The organism is Vibrio mexicanus (assembly GCF_001012815.1).
Classification (GTDB): Bacteria; Pseudomonadota; Gammaproteobacteria; order Enterobacterales; family Vibrionaceae; genus Vibrio; species Vibrio mexicanus.
This window is the reverse complement of sequence record NZ_JYJP01000102.1, coordinates 1-18,814: the sequence shown is the minus strand read 5'-3', so window position 1 is coordinate 18,814 and position 18,814 is coordinate 1. Positions and strand designations below refer to the sequence as shown.

13 protein-coding genes and 1 pseudogene are annotated in these 18,814 nt (G+C 46.4%); 5 read left to right on the top strand and 9 right to left on the bottom strand.

Going from position 1 to position 18,814, the window contains the following annotated elements:
- Positions 1-240: 240 nt before the first annotated feature.
- Both UA76_RS14980 and UA76_RS14975 read right to left on the bottom strand, forming a co-directional pair.
- Complete coding sequence (locus UA76_RS14980) at positions 241-627, bottom strand: hypothetical protein (RefSeq protein ID WP_047047738.1); 387 nt, start codon at positions 625-627, stop codon at positions 241-243.
- Between the two features lie 227 nt (positions 628-854).
- Positions 855-1,955, bottom strand: a complete 1,101-nt coding sequence (locus UA76_RS14975) for an efflux RND transporter periplasmic adaptor subunit (protein ID WP_047047736.1) — start codon at positions 1,953-1,955, stop codon at positions 855-857.
- 228 nt (positions 1,956-2,183) lie between these two features.
- On the opposite strand from UA76_RS14975, the gene UA76_RS23880 reads away from it, so the two are divergent.
- The 4 genes from UA76_RS23880 (at position 2,184) to UA76_RS14960 (ending at position 5,675) form a co-directional block, all read left to right on the top strand.
- Positions 2,184-2,324, top strand: a complete 141-nt coding sequence (locus UA76_RS23880; protein ID WP_162198953.1) for a hypothetical protein — start codon at positions 2,184-2,186, stop codon at positions 2,322-2,324.
- Positions 2,309-2,545, top strand: coding sequence for a hypothetical protein (locus tag UA76_RS14970; RefSeq protein ID WP_047047732.1), 237 nt, complete (start codon positions 2,309-2,311; stop codon positions 2,543-2,545). Before UA76_RS23880 ends, UA76_RS14970 begins: the two co-directional genes overlap by 16 nt.
- A 425-nt stretch (positions 2,546-2,970) precedes the next feature.
- Entirely contained in the window at positions 2,971-4,632 is a 1,662-nt protein-coding gene (locus tag UA76_RS14965) for a methyl-accepting chemotaxis protein (RefSeq protein ID WP_047047729.1), read from the top strand.
- 155 nt (positions 4,633-4,787) lie between these two features.
- The gene (locus UA76_RS14960) at positions 4,788-5,675 is read left to right on the top strand and encodes a LysR family transcriptional regulator (RefSeq protein WP_047047726.1); all 888 of its coding nucleotides are present in this window, start codon (positions 4,788-4,790) and stop codon (positions 5,673-5,675) included.
- A gap of 510 nt (positions 5,676-6,185) precedes the next feature.
- Here the strand turns inward: UA76_RS14960 and kdgR are convergent.
- The 7 genes and pseudogenes from kdgR to UA76_RS14920 form a co-directional block, all read right to left on the bottom strand.
- Complete coding sequence (gene kdgR, locus UA76_RS14950; protein ID WP_047047720.1) at positions 6,186-6,971, bottom strand: DNA-binding transcriptional regulator KdgR; 786 nt, start codon at positions 6,969-6,971, stop codon at positions 6,186-6,188.
- A 342-nt stretch (positions 6,972-7,313) separates the two neighbouring features.
- Positions 7,314-9,284: a methyl-accepting chemotaxis protein gene (locus tag UA76_RS14945; RefSeq protein ID WP_047047717.1), complete on the bottom strand. Its 1,971-nt coding sequence runs from the start codon at positions 9,282-9,284 to the stop codon at positions 7,314-7,316.
- A 151-nt stretch (positions 9,285-9,435) separates the two neighbouring features.
- Positions 9,436-11,117: pseudogene (locus tag UA76_RS25235) on the bottom strand (dipeptide ABC transporter ATP-binding protein).
- Positions 11,118-11,126: 9 nt separating this feature from the next.
- Positions 11,127-12,302 carry an ABC transporter permease gene (locus UA76_RS14935; protein WP_047047714.1) on the bottom strand — a complete coding sequence of 392 codons (1,176 nt, stop codon included), beginning with the start codon at positions 12,300-12,302 and terminating at the stop codon, positions 11,127-11,129.
- A 15-nt stretch (positions 12,303-12,317) separates the two neighbouring features.
- Entirely contained in the window at positions 12,318-13,313 is a 996-nt protein-coding gene (locus UA76_RS14930; RefSeq protein ID WP_047047710.1) for an ABC transporter permease, read from the bottom strand.
- 105 nt (positions 13,314-13,418) lie between these two features.
- Positions 13,419-15,338, bottom strand: a complete 1,920-nt coding sequence (locus UA76_RS14925) for an ABC transporter substrate-binding protein (protein WP_047047707.1) — start codon at positions 15,336-15,338, stop codon at positions 13,419-13,421.
- Positions 15,328-17,115, bottom strand: a complete 1,788-nt coding sequence (locus UA76_RS14920; protein WP_075202584.1) for a DUF2264 domain-containing protein — start codon at positions 17,113-17,115, stop codon at positions 15,328-15,330. Before UA76_RS14920 ends, UA76_RS14925 begins: the two co-directional genes overlap by 11 nt.
- Before the next feature lie 201 nt (positions 17,116-17,316).
- Between UA76_RS14920 and UA76_RS14915 the strand changes: the two genes are divergently transcribed.
- Positions 17,317-18,768, top strand: a complete 1,452-nt coding sequence (locus tag UA76_RS14915; RefSeq protein WP_047047704.1) for a sulfatase family protein — start codon at positions 17,317-17,319, stop codon at positions 18,766-18,768.
- The last annotated feature ends 46 nt before the right edge of the window (positions 18,769-18,814 follow it).

The window sequence follows — 18,814 nt, the reverse complement described above, 5'->3', positions numbered from 1 at the left end:
TTTCCATATATAAATCGAATAGGTTTAGAGGTTTTAATTCTTCCTTCAACGACTTCGACAACACCAGAACATAACTTTGTCACTTCACGGCAGTCAAAGAGAGGACCCAAAAAAGCCAACACAAGGTTGGCTTTTTATTGCGGATATTGAAATCGCTTAACTCAGAAGGTCAATTAGGCCTAATAAATCCAAGATAAGAAGGAAGAAATCTAAGATCATTTCAAATATATCGCCCATAAACTATTCCTGCTCTTCTATCTTTCGTTTCATTACAGCCATAAACTGATCTCCTCCTGTACTTGCAGACACGAGCACCCATCCTTTTGAGTTTAGAAAGTTAACAGCATCGATTGGAGAGTTAAAACTGATCACTTTGCCGTCATCATCTCTCAATAAGTCTTGGTTTTTTATGCCTAGCTTTAACGCTTGCCCAAAATCAACTTCTACTTTCCATTTTGTTAAAGACAATAGCTTACCAACCGCACTTACCATTGCGTATTGCTCTGTTTGTGTCGCATAGGCTGTTGAGGAGTGTGTGTTTGCCACAGCGACTCCACTAGACAAGCAGCTCATACCAATTAACATCATGATGCTAAGCGATCTAAGGGCGTTTTTTTTAACTTTCATGGTGAACCTATAAATGGGTTTAATTATTGAATGCCGACACTATAGTCCTTACTTTCAGATACTTTTAATTAGTTCCTATATGAAAGATTAATAGATAGTCAGTTTTAATCTAACGCTTAACTCAATGATGACTCGTTTCAAAATGAATGACATAGAATCACTCTCAAGGTAGTAGAATAATTTTTGAGCGAACAAGGTGCATTCCAAATTCTCTATTCGAATTAACTTCACTCTTCAACGCTACTCACTAAACTACCAGGCTTCGCGTCTTGGTATCCCTCCACAATCACGTGTTCACCATCAGATAAACCAGACGTTACCTCCCAGTGGTCGTCCACTCTTGTCCCCACTTCAACATAGTGGGTTTGCACTTGATGTTTATCATCAACGGTCAATACATAGTCACCATTTTCATCTGTTTGTAGAGCTGCATCGGGCAATAAGAGTTTGGACTTTGGCTTCTGACCCAAAACATGCAAAATCACCGATTGCCCGGGAATCAGTTCGTGATCAGGGTTGTTAAACTGGACACGAACCTGGATATTGCCCGTGTGGTTATCTACCTTATTGTCGATAAAAGTGACGATACCCGGATGGTGATAGCGCGAACCATTTGCAAACTCTAGGGAGATCTCAGGCGGATTCTGTGCATCCAACATCTGTTGCCATTCATTTAAGAACTGTCTTTCCGGCACATCAATCGTTGCGTACATAGATTGATTACGATTTAGATGGGTTAATGTGCGGCCATTAAACGAGACAAACTCCCCCACGCTAACATTACTCGAACCAATTCGACCTGAGAATGGTGCGTAGATTTTGGTATGCGATAAACGCATCTTCGCCTTAATCAATTCCGCCTCAGCCAACTTGATTTGTGCACCGATCGCCTGCACTTGCGCCTGCAATCTATCCATCACTAACTTTTTACGCGCGTCCGGCTCTTCTTGTTCCGCATCTATGGCGCCAAGTTCCTTGGTTTTTAGGTTGTGCTGTGCGACTAAGTGAGCCTTGTGCGCAGTCAAACGCACTACTTCCGCTTGATAAGGCGCAGCGTCGATAACATACAGCAAGTCGCCCTTTTTCACCTGTCCACCTTCTTGAAAGGTTCGATGAGCAATATAACCCTCAACTTGAGACGTAATATCGACTGAATCCAAAGCTTCAATCTTTCCGAAATAATAGGCATGGGGATAGGTATCTTGGGCTTCGAGCTTTTGAGTTGTGACTTCTAGCAATGACGACGCCTCTGAATCATTAAACGAGGAATCGCAGCCTTGAAGAAGCAGTGGAAGTGATACAACAAAAACAGGAATAATTTTACGCATGGGGTTGCCCTAATAAGTCACTCAATGGGCGGAATCCTAGTGGTTTGTGCACCTTAATCAGAATTAGGATCTATCCGCTAATTGAATAGTTAACTCAGAGAGTTCTTGCTTCTACCAAGTAAATTCTGGATTTGGCCACCTATTCAAAGTGCCGATAGAACATCATTTGGGTTTCAAAAACGCATCCCCTATCTTGAAGGCGTTTGTTTTAGATCGAAGAAGATACTCATGAAATTATTAAAAACATTACCACTTTGCGCTCTCATTCTATCAACGAGCGTAATGGCCGATTATTCGGATTATTGCGATGACACCGCAAGTGACCTAGCAGAGGGGCCGTCGTTGGCGCCGCGGTGGGCACTGGCATAGGCGCCATAGCTGACGGCGCAAACGGAGCACAAAAAGGCGCGGTAGCAGGAGCGGCGCTTGGCGCTATTGACGGCCTTGTCGAAGGGGCTGCTCGATCCGAAAGATGTCAACGTGATCTAGAGGACCTTGAAACCGACATCATTGTTGATGACATTGAAGAAGAGCTAGACCGACAAGATCTCGAAGATGCGATAATTGTAGACGAGCTCAGCGACTACTAATAAAAACACGCTCCCCAAGAATCACTTTCATGAGTGAACTCCACCGCTTCTTGGGGAGCTTCTCAACCACATTCCCAATCGCTGAGACGCAAATCTAATCGTTGGGTTTCTCATGCGTCAATCCATACTAAAAAGCATTTCATTCATCGCAGAAAACTTTTAGCAAGACTGCATAAAAAATGTAATGAAATGAAAGTACTATCGAGAACTTTCACATTTATAAGATTGATATATCACACTTAAGTTCAAGCACTTGCATTTCGCGATTGATAATTCTAGAACCTTAGTTGATATCAAATTAGTCACCTAGTGCTAGCTCACCATTTATCACTGTTTATTTCAGATGAATGGAGGGAAGCCAATCCCCTGACTAACCTTATACCAATAACAACGATAAATCAGACACAATCAACAGGAAGTGCACTATGAATTTAACTATAAAATCGCGCTTGTATATCCTCTCTTTGGTTCCGCTACTGCTCATCTCTTTGGGTACGTTGGGCTTTACCTATGTAAAAACCACACAGCTCAACCAGCACGAAATTGAACTTGCTCGCGAAAACATGATGAACATGAAAAAAGCGGAGCTGAAAAACTACATTCAAATGGCTCGCTCATCGATTCAACCTTTCCTTGAACAAGGCGCCACACTGGAAGATGCTTTACCGACACTGAGCATGCTTGAGTATGGTGAAACAGGTTACATCTTTGGCTATGACTCGAAGGGTGTACGTAGGCTGCAAGGCAATACCGACAAAGGGCTAGGAGAAAACTTCTTCAACCTACAGGACAAGCAAGGTAATTACCTTATTCAGGACTTGATCAAGAACGCCAAAACTGGCGACTTCACCACTTACTATTTCCCTAAACTCGGAGGCACCGTCGCCCTGCCTAAGCTGAGTTATTCAGTATTCATTCCTGAATGGGATCTGATGATCGGGACCGGATTTTACACCGATGACATTGATGCCGTAATTGAAGAAATGCAAGCATCTGGTGTAGAAGCGCTTCAAGCAACCATTACTGCGATCGTAATGTTCACATTGGTCATTGCGGCAATCGTGGCCGTATTCACCGTGTTTGTGAACCGTACCATCATGAAGCCAATTGAACTGTTCGACGACTCCATTCGTTCTTTCGCAACGGGTGATGCTGACCTCACGGCTCGCATGGAATCGTTTAAAGCCCCTGAGTTTGCAGAGTTAAGCCGAAACTTCAACGCCTTTGTTGAAAGCTTGCAAACCATTATTCGCAACGTCAGTAATGTGGGTCATCAAGTTGTTGACGAGACTAACTCTATGTCGGAGCGTGCATCGCAAGTCGACGAGTTGGCTTCAGGTCAACGTGAAGAAACTGAACAAGTGGCCACTGCTATGACAGAGATGACGACCACCGCGTCTGAGATTTCGAACAATGCAAACCAAGCGGCCCAATCGGCGAAAGAAGCCGATGACAATGCTCAAGAAGCGCAGCAGATCGTTAGCACTGCAGCTCAGTCTGTTCAATCACTGGCAGAAGAAGTTTCACAAGCGAATGAAGTTATCTCTCACCTAGAGACTGACGTACAGAACATTTCATCTTCTCTTGAAGTGATTCAAGACATCGCCGAGCAAACCAATTTGCTAGCGCTAAACGCTGCGATTGAGGCGGCGCGTGCCGGTGAACAAGGTCGAGGCTTTGCTGTGGTAGCCGATGAAGTTCGTAAACTGGCGAGCCGAACTCAAGACAGTACCGGCGAAATTCACGACATGATCGAGAAACTAAAGGCCGCTTCAGATGCTGCTGTGAAAGCGATGGATTCAAGCCAAGCGCGCGGTGCAAGTACGGTAGAAGAGGCCAATGCAGCCGCAGAAGCACTGGTGAAAATCCAGCATTCCATCGGCACTATTATGGATATGAACTCACTAATTGCCACCGCAACCGAAGAGCAAAGCCTAGTGGGGCAAGAAATCTCTCAACGCATCGTAGTTATTTCTGACCAAAGCTCGAAATCGGCAGAGCTGGCGAATCAAAACCGTGAAGGTAGCCAACAACTTAATGCTCGAGCCAACGAGCTTTACAACCAAGTTGGCCGATTTACAGTGTAATTTCTACACCACTTATTATTCAAAGCTCCCCGCTTGGGGAGTTTTTTTGTTTCTACAAACTCAACAATATCCCTCTATTCGGCCATTAAACAAACTAGCAGTTATTAAGTTCTACCATTATCATAAAGATTGCTTATCTCTATCGAGTGACCATCATGCTAAACCCTCAATGGCTCAATACCTTCAAAACTTTGGTGGAAGTTGGCCACTTTACCCAAACGGCCGAAAAGCTTTACATGACTCAACCGGGCGTCAGCCAACACGTCAAAAAGCTTGAGCAGGCTTGTGGCTACGCGTTAATAAAGCGCATTAACAAGAACTTTGAACTGACGGAGCAGGGCAAACAGGTTTATCACTATGCGATTGAACAAGCGCGTAACGAACAAAAGCTCATTGAGCAATTAGGTCATGATTTAGAATTTTCAGGCCACTGCAAACTCGCTTGTTCTGGCTCTTTCGCCCTTTGGCTTTATCCGCAAATGCTGCAATACCAACAGCAACACCCAGACTTAAGCTTTAGTTTAGAAGCCGGGCCGAATCGACTGATCCTAGAAAATGTGGTGAATGGCAACATAGATTTAGGCGTAGTGACAGACAAGGTCAACAACCCGTCTGTGCGCTATCAGGCTTTAGGCCACGAACCTTTGTGTCTAGCCATGAACAAACAATACGCCAATGTGCCGATCACCTCTGAACTGCTTCACTCTATTGGTTTGGTTTCCCACCCAGACGCCAGACACTACCTCACTATGTTCCTGACCCAATGCGGTGACGAAGCACTCCAAAGTATCGATTTAGAGCGGTTGAAAACGTCCAGTTACATCAATCAGCTCAACCAGATCTTGCTGCCTGTTTCCTTGGGGATTGGGTTTACGGTACTGCCTTACAGCGCAGTTGAGGCATTTAGTCGACGAGAAGAGCTGCACATCCACCAGCCGAAAAAAGTCGTCACCGAACAGTTTTACTTGGCACAAAAAAACAATCACGACCTACCAAAACGGTATTTAGCAGTTGAAAAGTTGATAAAACAGAAGTTTAGATAACTGCTCAGCCCTCTATATCAGTTTTAAAAGCTCATGTTGGCAAACTAGTCCTTACTCTTAATTAACCCTAGGCTGTGATTAAGAGCTGCACTTTTGGATAGCAAGTCACTAAAAGCCCTCACCCTTACTATTTAAAAAAGATAGAGAGGGCTTTTTAAATGCGTCTTTCAAAGATTAGAACTGAGCCAATAACCTATCGACCCATACCAGTTCACCAAACGCGACGAAATCATAAATGGTAAAGAAAATAGCGCAGATAATCGCTAGCTTAAGCAGTCTGTAAACAATAAACATCGCAGTTTCAATTTAATCCATCGTCGTCCAATTCTGCGTGGCATTATGCCGTGAAGGCAAAAGTATTGTAAACCCGAACCGTAAACCTGAACCGCAAACTTCAACAATAGAAGACTGGCTCTTTCGGAAGGCTCTGAAAATACAAACGCGGTTGCCAACCCAAGATCGACAACCGCGCTTTTATACAAGAACGAATCTTTTATAACGAACTAGCGCTTACTTATAAGGGTACTCTTTGCAGCCTAACTTTTCAGAAATACGAGCTGCCGAGATTTGTAGTTCTTTGATGTAATCTGCTTTCTTCTCTTCAGTAAAGCGAATCGTTGGCAGAGAAACGCTCATACCCGCAATCACGCGCTGGAAGCGGTCATATACAGGCACCGCTAGGCAACGCAGGCCAACTTCTTGCTCTTCGTTGTCTTCACCGTAGCCTGATTCTTTTACGCTTTGCAGCTCATCAATCAAAGAGTCGATGTTCTCGTGAGTACGATCTGTCGATTTCAAGAACTCTACGTCTGCCAGAATCTCACGCACTTCGCTCTCTTCTCTGTCTGCTAGCAGAACTTTACCGATAGCCGTTGAATAAAGAGGGTTACGACGGCCAACACGAGACTGCATGCGTAGATTGTACTTAGAATCAATTTTGTGGATGTAGATAATGCTTTCACCATCCAGCGCGCCCAAGTGCAATGCTTCCATTGTCACATCCGAAATCTTACGCATTTCGATATCTGCGAGATCCACCAGATCCACATACTCAAGAGCAGTTGAACCCAATTCAAACAGTTTTAGCGTTAGCGAGTAGTTCTCACTCTCCCCTTCTTGAGCCACGTAACCTAACGTTTTCATGGTTTGAAGAAAACGGTACACAGTGCTCTTTGACATCATTAACGTTTGTGCCAAATCACTGATACCAATATCTTTCTGCTTACTTAAAGCCTGTAGGATTCCAAAAGTTTTTAATACTGATGAGACCGATTCAGGCTGCTTATCATTCGACATTGCTTTTCCTTTTATTTCCGCCTGTCTAACGGTATTGGCGTTGCCAATAGGCCTCAAACAAGATGCTGTGTGCCTTTAGTAGGATGATGATAACGTCACCCAAACGCGTACCGAGTTATTCCACTTAATTTAAAAAATTGTTCTAGTAAAAAAAAGGGGATTCGTGCTTTTTTTTGAGATGCCGTGCATTAATAGTGAAACTCCCCCTTTAACCTATTAAATTGGTTACTGTTTCTCACAAATAATACAGCATAATATCAATTATGCATTGTGATATTTTCAGCCTAATCTGCCACACTCCAAGGGCTGGCAGACATACTTAGTTACATTCACCCAGAAAACTTACCAGCGATAGGCAAGCAAAATCTGTTTCTGCTGAGAGGATAAATGAGAAAGTTTATCCGAGTTACAGGTCACCGTATTGGCGTTATCCAGCGAAGATTTGGCACCCATCGCAATTTCAGTGATGCTTTGCGAGATAGCACCACTGACCTCTTTTTGCTGCTGAGCAGCCACCGCAATCTGCGCACTTTGGGCGCTCAAAGACTCAATCATAGATTGAATTGCCGCCACACTGCGCTGCGCCTCTTCCGACACGAGCAGCGATTCTTTCATGCCAAGGTCGCAATCGTGCACAAGTTGAACTGCCTGCTGAGCCGACTCCCTCAGATTCTTAATCATCAATTGAATCGTGTTGGTCGATTGTGCAGTGCGCGAGGCTAGGTTTCTCACTTCATCGGCCACAACCGCAAAGCCACGTCCATGCGCCCCTGCGCGGGCAGACTCGATAGCTGCATTAAGCGCCAAAAGATTGGTTTGTTCTGCTATCTCTTCAATGACTTCGATGATTTTTCCGATATCTCGGCAATCTTCGCTTAGCTTATGAATCACGCTCGTGCACTCATCCAAGGAGGCCGATAAGCTTTCACTCTGCACTTGGTTCTTCACCATCAAACCTTTACTTGCCGTGGCGGATTGTTCGGCTTCCTTGAGTTGATCGCTGCTCATGGTGGCGGAGTTGGCCACTTCACTAATGGAGAGTTCCATTTCGTGCATGGCACTGGCGACGTTTTCCGTCTCTGCATATTGCTGCGACAGTTTTGAGCGAGTATCTAAGGCCGTTGATTGATTGTCGCTTGCCAGCGTATCTAGCTGGGTGGACGCATTTTCAAAGCTCGACAGCATCTCTTTGAGTTGGCGAATCCCCTGATCCAAATCTCGACCTATCTGACCAAATTCGTCACTCTGTTTAAAGTTGAGCTTCTGAGTAAGCTGGCCGTGAGACAAGTCCTTCAACACATCTAGCAGTCGATATAGCGGAGAACGGACCTGACGACTGATCGATGTAGCAATGAAAATAGTCATGATCAACCCACCGACAATAATGGCCAATGTTTGATTGCGGCTAAGCTGCTGATCCTCTGCCACATAGTGTAAGAACTCTTGAGACTGACTTTGCGCCGTCTCACTTAGCTGTATTAAGGCTTGAATTTGAGAGTCTATGGTGGCGATGTCTCTGTTGGTTTGCTCCGTTAGTTGGCCATACGCTGACATTGCCGCTAGGTGTACCGCCACCATGCCCGTATCACCGCTGGCATCTTCAATTAGCCCTACCAACTGTTTCTGCGCCGATTTGGTGTACTTTCGCGTAACCTTGGCGAGCTCAACGCTGTTCTTCTCCAACTGACGAGCTAAGCTTCTGTTTTTGGATAGTAAGGTACTGATCTGTTCAGTATCACTGGTTCTCAATGCCTTTTCAGTGTTAAAAATCAAAGAATCAACGCCGCTGGAAAGTGTCGTTGCCATAAAACCAGCATTCATATTGTCTGAGCCGACCAAGCCATAAGCGACGCGTTGAATCTTCTTACTGTTCAAGCCAAACTGGCCGAGCTGTTTTTTTACCTCTACTTCCGCTTGTAAGATTTTGATTAAGGCCTCGTAACCTTCGCTGGCGTTGTAAAATGGCGCACCTGAGAAGGATTCAAGAATCAGCAGTGTGGCGTCATCTTGGGACAGCGTTTTCAAGTGCCCTTCAATGGACTCATAGTTTTGATGATGCCCTAACACCAAATCCTGATGAGACTGAATGTCATCATTGAGCGTAAGGTGGACCAACTGATTAAGCTCAGCTTTGAGATTGAGCAACACCACCATCATGCGGCTCACTTCTAACATTCTCGGGCTGGTTTCCGTTGTGAACTGATGTAGGTAAGTGCCCTGCTTTTGGCTCTGATAAAGCCCTAAACCACCAACGGAAATGATTAAAGCGAGCAGCAATACGAAACTGACATTGACGCGCTTTACAATAGACATCCTGTTCCAGAAATTCATAACTTACCTTTTGGGTTGATATAAGAAGATTAATTACATGTAGATTTGGTGTACCTGAGAAAACAAAGGGCCACTTAAGTGGCCCAATGGAGGGCGTACATTCGCCTCATGACTAAATGGATTTGACTGAGTGCTAAGAGACTTCCGGTGGCAACTCTGCAACAGGTACCGCAGAAATAAGGCGCTGGGTGTAGGGCTCTTGCGGGTTATGAATCACCTCTTCTACACTGCCTTGCTCCATGATCTTGCCGTGTTGCAATACAATCACTCGGTCACAGAAATACTTAACCGTGGCAATATCGTGAGTGATCAACACAAATGCAGTGCCGAACTCGTTTTGGAATTCGATCAGAAGATCTAAGACTTGTGCACGCAGTGACACATCCAATGCCGCCGTCGCTTCATCGGCGATGATCAGCTTTGGAATGGTCACAAGTGCTCGGGCAATCACAATACGTTGACGCTGACCGCCAGAGAACGCATGCGGGTATCGGCTAGCGAACTGCGCAGGAAGCCCGACACGACGCATCATGTCTTTCACTCGCTCTTTTCTCTGCTCGGCAGAAAGTTCGGTACGCAGTAAACGCAGTGGCTCTTCAATAATATCCGCTACCGTCATTCTTGGGTTTAACGACGACCAAGGGTCTTGGAAGATCAAACGCAAGTCGCAAACAGAGGGTCGCGTTTCACGCGCTTGTAGTCCGCCAGTTCAATATCCACATCTTGGGTCTCATCAACGTAACGAATGTTGCCCGACGTTGCCGGCGACATGCCCAAAATGGCACGGCCAAGGGTACTTTTACCCGAGCCCGATTCACCCACAATACCCAGAGATTCGCCGGCATGAAGCACCAAATTGGCATCGTCAACGGCGGTCATAAACTCTTTCTTTTGGAACAGCTTAGTCGGCTTCTCGAACACCTTGGTCACATGATCGACTTTCAGTAGTGGCGTATTGTTTTCACGTCTTTCGTCGGTGAAGGCTTTCTTAATCAACGACGGCTTTTCTAATGCGCGAGTCGAGTTCATCAACTTGACCGTATACGGGTGCTCAGGCACCTCAAAGATCTGCCTCACATCGCCTTGCTCTACCACAACGCCTTTTTCCATCACCACAACACGGTCTGAGATTTGCGCCACCACCCCTAAGTCGTGGGTGATGAACAAGATCGCCATGCCAATCTCTTTTTGCAGCTTGGCAAACAGATCGAGAATTTCCGCCTGAGTGGTCACATCCAATGCCGTTGTCGGCTCATCGGCAATCAGCACATCTGGCTTACTGGCAATGGCCATCGCAATCACCACACGCTGTCTTTGACCGCCCGATAGCTGGAACGAATACTTGTTGATCAGGCTCTCTGGCTCTGGCATTTGCACTTGTTCAAGCAGCTCAACGGCGCGAGCGTGCGCCGCTTGCTTGGTAATACCCGGCTCAACGAGGCACAATACCTCTTTGATTTGGTCGCCCACCGTGTGGACCGGGCTAAGCGCGGCCATCGGCTCTTGAGAAACCAATGAGAAGTTGAAGCGGCGCAGGTTACGCATGTACTCACTACGAGGTTCAAGGTCGGTAATGTCCACTTTTGAACCATCGTGATGGAAGATGATTTCACCAGAGTCGATGCGGCCTGGTCTGTCTAGCAGTTGCAGTACTGCACTGGTCGTCACCGACTTACCCGATCCTGATTCGCCAATCACCGACAAGGTTTCACCGCGATATAAATCGAAGGAGACATCTTTCACTGCATGGAAAGTTTCCATCGTGGTTGGGAAACTCACGTTCAGAGATTTTACTTCTAGAATTTTATCAGCCATTGTCATTCCTTACTTCGCACCTTGCTCATGGTATGGGTCACAAGCATCACGCAGACCATCACCCACAAAGTTCATTGCCAATATCGCGATTACCACACTTGCTGCTGGAATCAATAGCCACACGGCTTCAGCCAATGCTCGAATGTTTTGTGCTTCTTGCAGCAGAACGCCCCAACTCACCATAGGAGGCTGCAGACCTAAGCCAAGGAAGCTCAGCGCTGTTTCACCTAAAATCATACCCGGAATCGCTAGCGTCACGACCGCGATAATATGGCTGAGGAAGTTAGGTACCATATAGCGGCGAATGATTTCAAAAGGCGTATTGCCATCAAGCCACGCAGCGGCGACATACTCTTCGTTACGCAGCGACATAAAGCGGCTTCGCACCACACGCGCCATGTCTGGCCAAGCAACAAGACCAAGGATAATGGTGATCAGCATGTAGCGCTGCAGCGAGCTCCAGTCACTCGGTAGTGACGCGCCTAATGCCAACCATAAAGGAAGCGTAGGAATGGATTTCACTATCTCCATCAAACGTTGAATCACGTTATCAATGTGGCCGCCAAAGTAGCCAGAAATACCCCCGATGAAGATACCGATGACCAAGGTACAGAACACACCAATCAAGCCCACTGACAACGAGATCCTTGCACCATGAATCAGGCGGGAAAGCATGTCGCGGCCCATACGGTCAGAACCAAGAATAAAGAATGGGTCGCGCTTGTTGTGCGGCACCAACAGTTTGTACTGCATTGGAATAAAGCCCGCGAGCGTGTAGCTCTCGGTTTTGCCGAAGAACGAGAAGTAGACTTTTTTCTCTGGGTTTTCAGTGTAATGGCGCTTTAAGGTGCGCTTGTCGGTTTTCACCTTGTAACCCACCAAGTGAGGAGCCCATTGCCAGCCATCTTCGGTTTTCTCAAACAGATTCACTTCTTGAGGTGGCGCATAGGTGTAACGACGCCAGTTATCACTTGGATCGAACGGGGCAAAGAACTCCGCAAAAGCCGCCACAAAGTAAAGTAATACCAAGAACCAAATGCTGTACCAAGCCAGCTTATGGCGGCGCAGTTTAATACCGATTAACTGCCAAGCGGTTGCTTCAGCAAGATCGATCTCTTTCTTTTTGCGTCCAAACAGGCGCGATAATAAGCCTGTCGCTGGAGCGGAAGAAGTTTGTGTAGTCATTGTCAGCTCCTTGCCTTACAAACCAGCGCGTACGCGAGGGTCTACCCAATACATAATTAAATCGGAAATCATGGTGCCAATTATGGTCAACATGGACATGAACAGTAGGATGTCGCCAGCCAAGTACATGTCTTGGTTACGCAGTGCATTGAGCATAGTTGGTCCCATGGTTGGGATGTTTAACACCTGACTCACAATGACATCAGCACTGATCAACAGTGGTAGCTGCCAGCCAATCGTTGCAGCCAAAGGAAGACAAGCCACACGAATTGGGTATTTCACCAACAGAGTAAATTCGCGTTGGCCTTTTGCTCGCGCCGTTTTCACGTAAGGTTTAGACAGCTCATCAAGCAAGTTAGCGCGCATGATACGGATGATGCCCGCCATGCCTGCCGTACCCGCCACCAAGATGTAGAGCCAGCTTCGGCTCACACCGTTCATGAACTTGTCAAAAGACATAGGCTCACTGATGTACTCTGGCGAATAAAGCCCAGACAGCATCACATCGAACGCGTGATAACCCACCAGCAGCGCTACAATGGCAATCACGAAGTTAGGCGTTGCCATGCCAATGAAACCAAAGATGGTCGCAATGTAGTCACCAATTGAATACGGGCGAAGTGCTGAATAGACACCAATAGGAATCGCCAGTAGAAACTTGAATAAAAGTACAGCCATCGCGAGAAGAATCGTAGGCATTAAAGTCGGCTGTATGTTGTCCCAAACGGGCTTGTTGTTGACGAGAGAAAGCCCAAGGTCACCAGTTAATAGACCGCCCATCCAACTGATATAGCGTTCATGAAGGGGTTTATCTAATCCAAACATTTCTCGAAGCACGAGGATCTGTTCAGGGTCGACCTCTTGGCCCATAGCGGCCATTTCACCAATCTTGGCGGAAGCAAAATCCCCAGGGGGTAAATCAATAACGACGAATACCAAAATCGACACGACAAACAGCGTTGTCATTACAGCAACTAAGCGACGTGCGATGTACAGAAAAAAACTGCTCATAAATCTTCCTACATTTGCGAACTCGCAAACTTTAAAAAACGCTCCATTTGTCTTTTATGGCTAAAAGACAGGCTCGACTTGCGCCGAGCCTTTACCCTTAATGGGTTATTTTGTTTCTTTCCAAATTTGAGATGTGCGCATCGGGCCAGGAGAAGCAATGCTGTATGCATTCGGCACTTCTGTGTCCGCATTTCTTACGCCATTTTTGATGATGACACCTTCATCCAGAGACGCGACCGTACCAATCACATAGAAGTTCTCTTTTGCAATCTCGATGATCTGAGACATCAGCTTGGTCTGCTCTTCTTGAGAAGCGGTTTTACCCATCTCACGGTAAAGCTCAATCTGACGTTTAATGTGCGCAGGTGGCTCAACCGCGTTAGCGTGGTTTGCATCTGTCATCCAGTAGTAGTAACCCAGACCCCAAGTAGATTCAGGGTTCTGTGGTGCGTAGCTACGGAATACATCCAGCACACCGATACCACCGTCACCTAATGCAGGCAGTAGGTCGTACTCATTTGCAAGACGCTGAGTTTGTAAGAACGACGCTTCAACGATACGGATATCTAGGAAGATGCCCACTTCTTTCCAGTCGTTCTTCACTAGCTCAAGAATGTCGGTCGCTTCACCCACTTTACGCTGATCAAACAACGCTTGAATGCGCAGTCTCTCGCCCGTTTTATCTAAGCGGTAACCCTCATCATCACGCTGAGCCAAGCCAACCGAATCCAGCAGTTGGTTTGCTTTTTCTGGGTTGAACTCAGTGTACTGAGTGGCAAATTCTTCATCATAGAACGCACTGCCTTCTGATGGCGCAGCTTGGTAACCGTCAACCACACCTGCATACACGGTTTCGCTGATGCCTTCACGGTCAATCGCGTGAGAAAGGGCAACGCGGAAATCTTTATTAGCAAACAACTCTCGCTTCACGGGATCTTTATGCGTTTGGTTCAAGCCAAGAATCACCGCGTTCATGCTAGTGCTTGGACGCGTCGCGTAGGTGTAACCACCTTTCGTTTCGTTCTCAATCAACATTGGGCGGTATTGCGCTTTACCCACATGACGAGTTTGGAAGTCCGTCTTACCTGCAGAGGCACGAAGCACCATCTCTTCTTTGTTTTCAGAGTACGAGAAGTACACTTGGTCTAGGTATGGAAGCTGATTGCCTTCGGTATCCACCATCCAGTAGTAAGGGTTACGTTCCCATACTGCGTACTGAGTCGCAGGGCCTGGAATCACTTTCACTTTCCAAGCGTTAACGGTTGGTCGGTCTACATTCTGGTAGTGCTCTTGGAAGTAAATCGCACGACACTTAGTTTGGAAGTATTGCTGCCAGCTATCAAAGCCTGCCGCTTTCGCATTCTCAACCGCTTTTGCATTCACTTCCGGTAGGTACTGCTCACAGTAGTGTTTCGGGAACTGCACAATGTTCGAACCATCGGTGTTCGCCAGTTTACGAATGAACATGCCATCTGGATTAGCCAGTGTGATCTTGATGGTATTAGCGTCGATCACTGTACCCACTGCATCGCCAGATGCACGTGCGAACATAGGGCGGTTGCCTGACCAATCGTCGCGGTTAACCAGATCAAGGTAGAACTTGATGTCTTCGGCAGTAAACTCGTGACCATCAGACCACTTCACGCCCTTACGCAAGCTAATGGTGTACTGGGTAAGATCGTCGTTTACCGTGTAACCCGTCGCTAGGTTTGGCTCAATTCCCGTGTAGTGACGATTAAAATTGAACAGGTTGTCGTATTTCAGCATACGCATACGATGACCACGGTCGTTTTTCAGACCTAAAAGACGCAACTCGCCACCATACTGACCAATAGACTCGATTGGCTCCACAACTAGCGGATTTTCTGGCAAACGTTGGTCTACAGAAGGCAGTTGACCTTGTTTAACCAGCTCAGCCAGTTGTGGTGCTTCACTGTAAGTATTGGCAGAAGCTGAGAAGGCAAGTGTTGCAGCAATTGCTACACCCACTTTCCCAAGTAGGGGAAAAGTTTTTTTAGTATTCATCAGTCACTCCCTGATGTGAATTATTAGAGGTATTAGAGTTAGTTGCCGCAGGGGCAGAAGGGGTTAACCGACCTGCCGAGACCAAAACACGGATTTGATTCTTACCTTGAGTAAGATCGCCCCGTATCACAGGCACACTGGCATGTTGGTAAAGTAAATTGGTATTCGGCGCGCAAGGGTATACCGAGCAAATGCCTTCGCCTTTCTCTAGGCGCAGCTGGCTATAGAGCTGGGAAGATTCAACGCTCGCTTCATCACGCTCACAGTGACTAAACCAAGCGGTCCATTGATTCACGGCATAGCCGCTCAGAACAAACTCAACTGGATGTTCGCACTCAATAATGAAGTCGCGGGTTTCCTTCCCATCGGTCAGCGTTTGGGTGAGTTGGATACGACAACCAGCAAATGGCTGCCATTGGCTAATCAAGCTATCGCCAACTCGCTGAGCACGTCTCTCCTTGTTGATGCCAAACCACTGCTGAGTTTCCGGATGTTTCACGGCAAAGATGTTGTCGCCAACCCAGCTTTGTTCAATCCATCTTTCCGATTCGACACACAAGCCATGATCGGAGCTGTAGGCGCATTTATTGTATTTATCTGAGCAGTTTCTTAACTCGGCAGATGCGGGGGAATTGGTAATAAGATAGCTGCCACCATTGCGCCAAACCAGATGACGATCGGCAATCCAAACTGGCTTCAGAGCTTGGCTCAAAGGCTGCACTTTATGCTGCCAGAACGGATGATCTGCAGGCATGCTTAACGCGTTGAACGCTTTTAACGCCAACATCGGCGACACTGAGCTGGTATAGAATTCGCTACTAAGCAGATTCGCGTAGCCAAAGCCTGGCAATAGCTGAGCGTGAGAGTCCCAAATGCTTTGGTTTGCCCACCAGTTCAGGGTATGCGTCCAGATATCACGGCACACAGAAACATCAATTCGATCGTCGTCTGCTCTTGCCAACTCAGCCCAAAACCCTGCCGCGGCAAAACGGTAGTTTAAAGAGCGGCCATAGGCGAGTTGCTTACCATCGTCGCCAAACCACGCTTGATAGCTGTGTGAAAACTCAATCGCGCGAGAAACAAATTTTGCGCATAGTTCGCCTTGATAAGCGTTCCATCGGCAGTACATCAATGCATAAAGCTGAAACGCAAAGGGGTTGTAGTAATCCACCACACCGTTTGTACCATCTTGATACCAACCATCTTTCAGATACAGGCTGTCAACAAACGCTAAGTCTTTGGCTAAAACCTGTTCATTAATGGGTTGTTCAAGCTGCTTTAGCGCGCTCAAGATAAGAATTCGGAACCAGCGCCAGTTGTTAGCTGGGATCTCAAGGGATGCGACCGAGGATAACCAATTGACCAAATTGACCTTTTGCACGGCCGTCAGTGGTAGCCAGTAAAATTCGGCTTGTTCAACTACTGCCACCGCAATAGAGGACATTTCGACCACTCGCTGATCATAGTTGCTAGGCATTTGCCAATAATCAGAACTTGACGGTGTTGTTCCCGTTACTATGTGACCTAGGACGGCTTGGTGATGTTGCTCGCCTTCCGCACCCATTGGTACAATGCCCCACATCAATCGACATATGTGCTCAATTTTCGTAGTACCTTGGTCATAATGCGCTGCACCATATCGGTTAACCAGAGCTTTATTCTGACCATACATCAGAGCCAGTTGCTTTAGCGCGATCGAGTCAACAATAGAGATAACATCTTCCCTATTCTCGAAACCTACACCGCCCGTTATCAATTGGTTCAAATCGATAGCCATTGCTATGCCCACTTAGTGTTAACTCTGTCAATGAGCGAATTAGAACCCATACAATTAAATTATTGAAACGGTTTTTTATATTTATGATATCCAGATCAAAACTACGTTTCATTTTTATGCGCACACAAGCACACAAATCACATTTTTAAAATTACTTGACCAATATAATTGAAACATCATTTCAAATAACTAGGAGAGTAAATGAACCTTGCTATTTTCTTGATGGATCAAACCCGCGCAGACATGTTGGGCACTTACGGTCACAAAGTGGTCGAGACACCAAACATGGATGCATTGGCGAATGAAGGAATGCGATTTGATAATGCTTTTTGCGCCTCATCGGTCTGCACACCATCGCGAACATCACTGTTCACCGGAAAGATGCCATCCAACCATGGGGTGATGTGTAATTCAGACAAAGAGGGGGACAAGTGCGATGTGCCGCTTGAAGATGACAATCTAATATCGTCACTTCCCGATCATCAGCACCTCTATATTGGCAAGTGGCACATCGGCCACAAGAGGTTACCTAGAGAGTACGGTTATATTGGCCATAACTTCGATGGTTACGCCTACCCAGGTAGCGGCGTATACCAAGGTTTGGCTTTTGATAGCAACCCGCTCAATGGCAACCGTTACCTAGATTGGCTGACAGAGAAAGGCTTTGCGTTGCCTAAGGTGAGTGATACTACGTTTGGCAATAACCCTAACCTACAGATTCAAGAGTTCTATGGATTACTCGAGGCTCCAGCAGAAGCCTCTATACCTTATTTTTTGGTCGATGAAGCCATATCCCATATTCAGCAATGCATCGAAAATAACCAACGCTTTACGTTATGGATGAACTTCTGGGGGCCACATACGCCTTGTATCATCCCCGAGCCTTACTACTCCATGTATAAACCTGAACAAGTCACGCTGGATGCGAGCTTCTATCAACCGCTAGAGGGTAAACCTGAGCACTACACCAACATTGCCAAAATGTGGGGCGTCTGGTCTTTGCCAGAACAAGATTGGAAGCAGATCATCTGCAAATACTGGGGCTACATTACTTTGATCGACCATGCCCTTGGCAAACTGATCGATTTTCTAAAAGACAACAACCTTTATGACGACCTATTTACGGTAGTTTCCGCCGATCATGGTGATGCGATGGGCGCGCATCGCATGATCGAAAAAGGCGAGTTCATGTTTGATCAAACCTATAAAGTACCGCTAGTAGTCAAAGATCCACACAGTACTAAAAAGGGCGCAACCAGTGACGAGCTGGTCTATCTGCATGATGTCACCGCAACCTTTGCCGATATTGGGCAAAACCAAATCCCAGAAAGTTTTGATGGTGCCTCTCTATTACCTATTTTGCGCGGTCTGCCTTTTGAGCCACGACACGGTATTCTGGCTCAGCAAAGTGGGCATTTCACACCATTCCCGCAGCGCATGTGGCGCACCAAAGATCATAAACTAGTCTTCAACGCCAGTGGCAAAAGTGAGCTTTACCACATCGCCCAAGATCCCGATGAAATGGTCAATCACATTGATAATCCAGACTATGCCGATATCAAATCGCGCTTGATTGACGAGCTGTATCAAGAGATGCAGCGTTACCAAGATCCATTGTGTACGTGGTTCTATCGAATGAAAGCCGTGATCTAGCCACAATACGTCATAAATAACAAAAGCCAGTATTAGCCTGTCTCTT

Coding starts and splice junctions, on each gene's coding strand:
- UA76_RS14980 (WP_047047738.1), bottom strand. CDS start 627: ATGAAAGTTAAAAAAAACGCCCTTAGATCGCTTAGCATCATGATGTTA.
- UA76_RS14975 (WP_047047736.1), bottom strand. CDS start 1,955: ATGCGTAAAATTATTCCTGTTTTTGTTGTATCACTTCCACTGCTTCTT.
- UA76_RS23880 (WP_162198953.1), top strand. CDS start 2,184: ATGAAATTATTAAAAACATTACCACTTTGCGCTCTCATTCTATCAACG.
- UA76_RS14965 (WP_047047729.1), top strand. CDS start 2,971: ATGAATTTAACTATAAAATCGCGCTTGTATATCCTCTCTTTGGTTCCG.
- UA76_RS14960 (WP_047047726.1), top strand. CDS start 4,788: ATGCTAAACCCTCAATGGCTCAATACCTTCAAAACTTTGGTGGAAGTT.
- kdgR (WP_047047720.1), bottom strand. CDS start 6,971: ATGTCGAATGATAAGCAGCCTGAATCGGTCTCATCAGTATTAAAAACT.
- UA76_RS14945 (WP_047047717.1), bottom strand. CDS start 9,284: ATGTCTATTGTAAAGCGCGTCAATGTCAGTTTCGTATTGCTGCTCGCT.
- UA76_RS14935 (WP_047047714.1), bottom strand. CDS start 12,302: ATGACTACACAAACTTCTTCCGCTCCAGCGACAGGCTTATTATCGCGC.
- UA76_RS14930 (WP_047047710.1), bottom strand. CDS start 13,313: ATGAGCAGTTTTTTTCTGTACATCGCACGTCGCTTAGTTGCTGTAATG.
- UA76_RS14925 (WP_047047707.1), bottom strand. CDS start 15,338: ATGAATACTAAAAAAACTTTTCCCCTACTTGGGAAAGTGGGTGTAGCA.
- UA76_RS14920 (WP_075202584.1), bottom strand. CDS start 17,115: ATGGCTATCGATTTGAACCAATTGATAACGGGCGGTGTAGGTTTCGAG.
- UA76_RS14915 (WP_047047704.1), top strand. CDS start 17,317: ATGAACCTTGCTATTTTCTTGATGGATCAAACCCGCGCAGACATGTTG.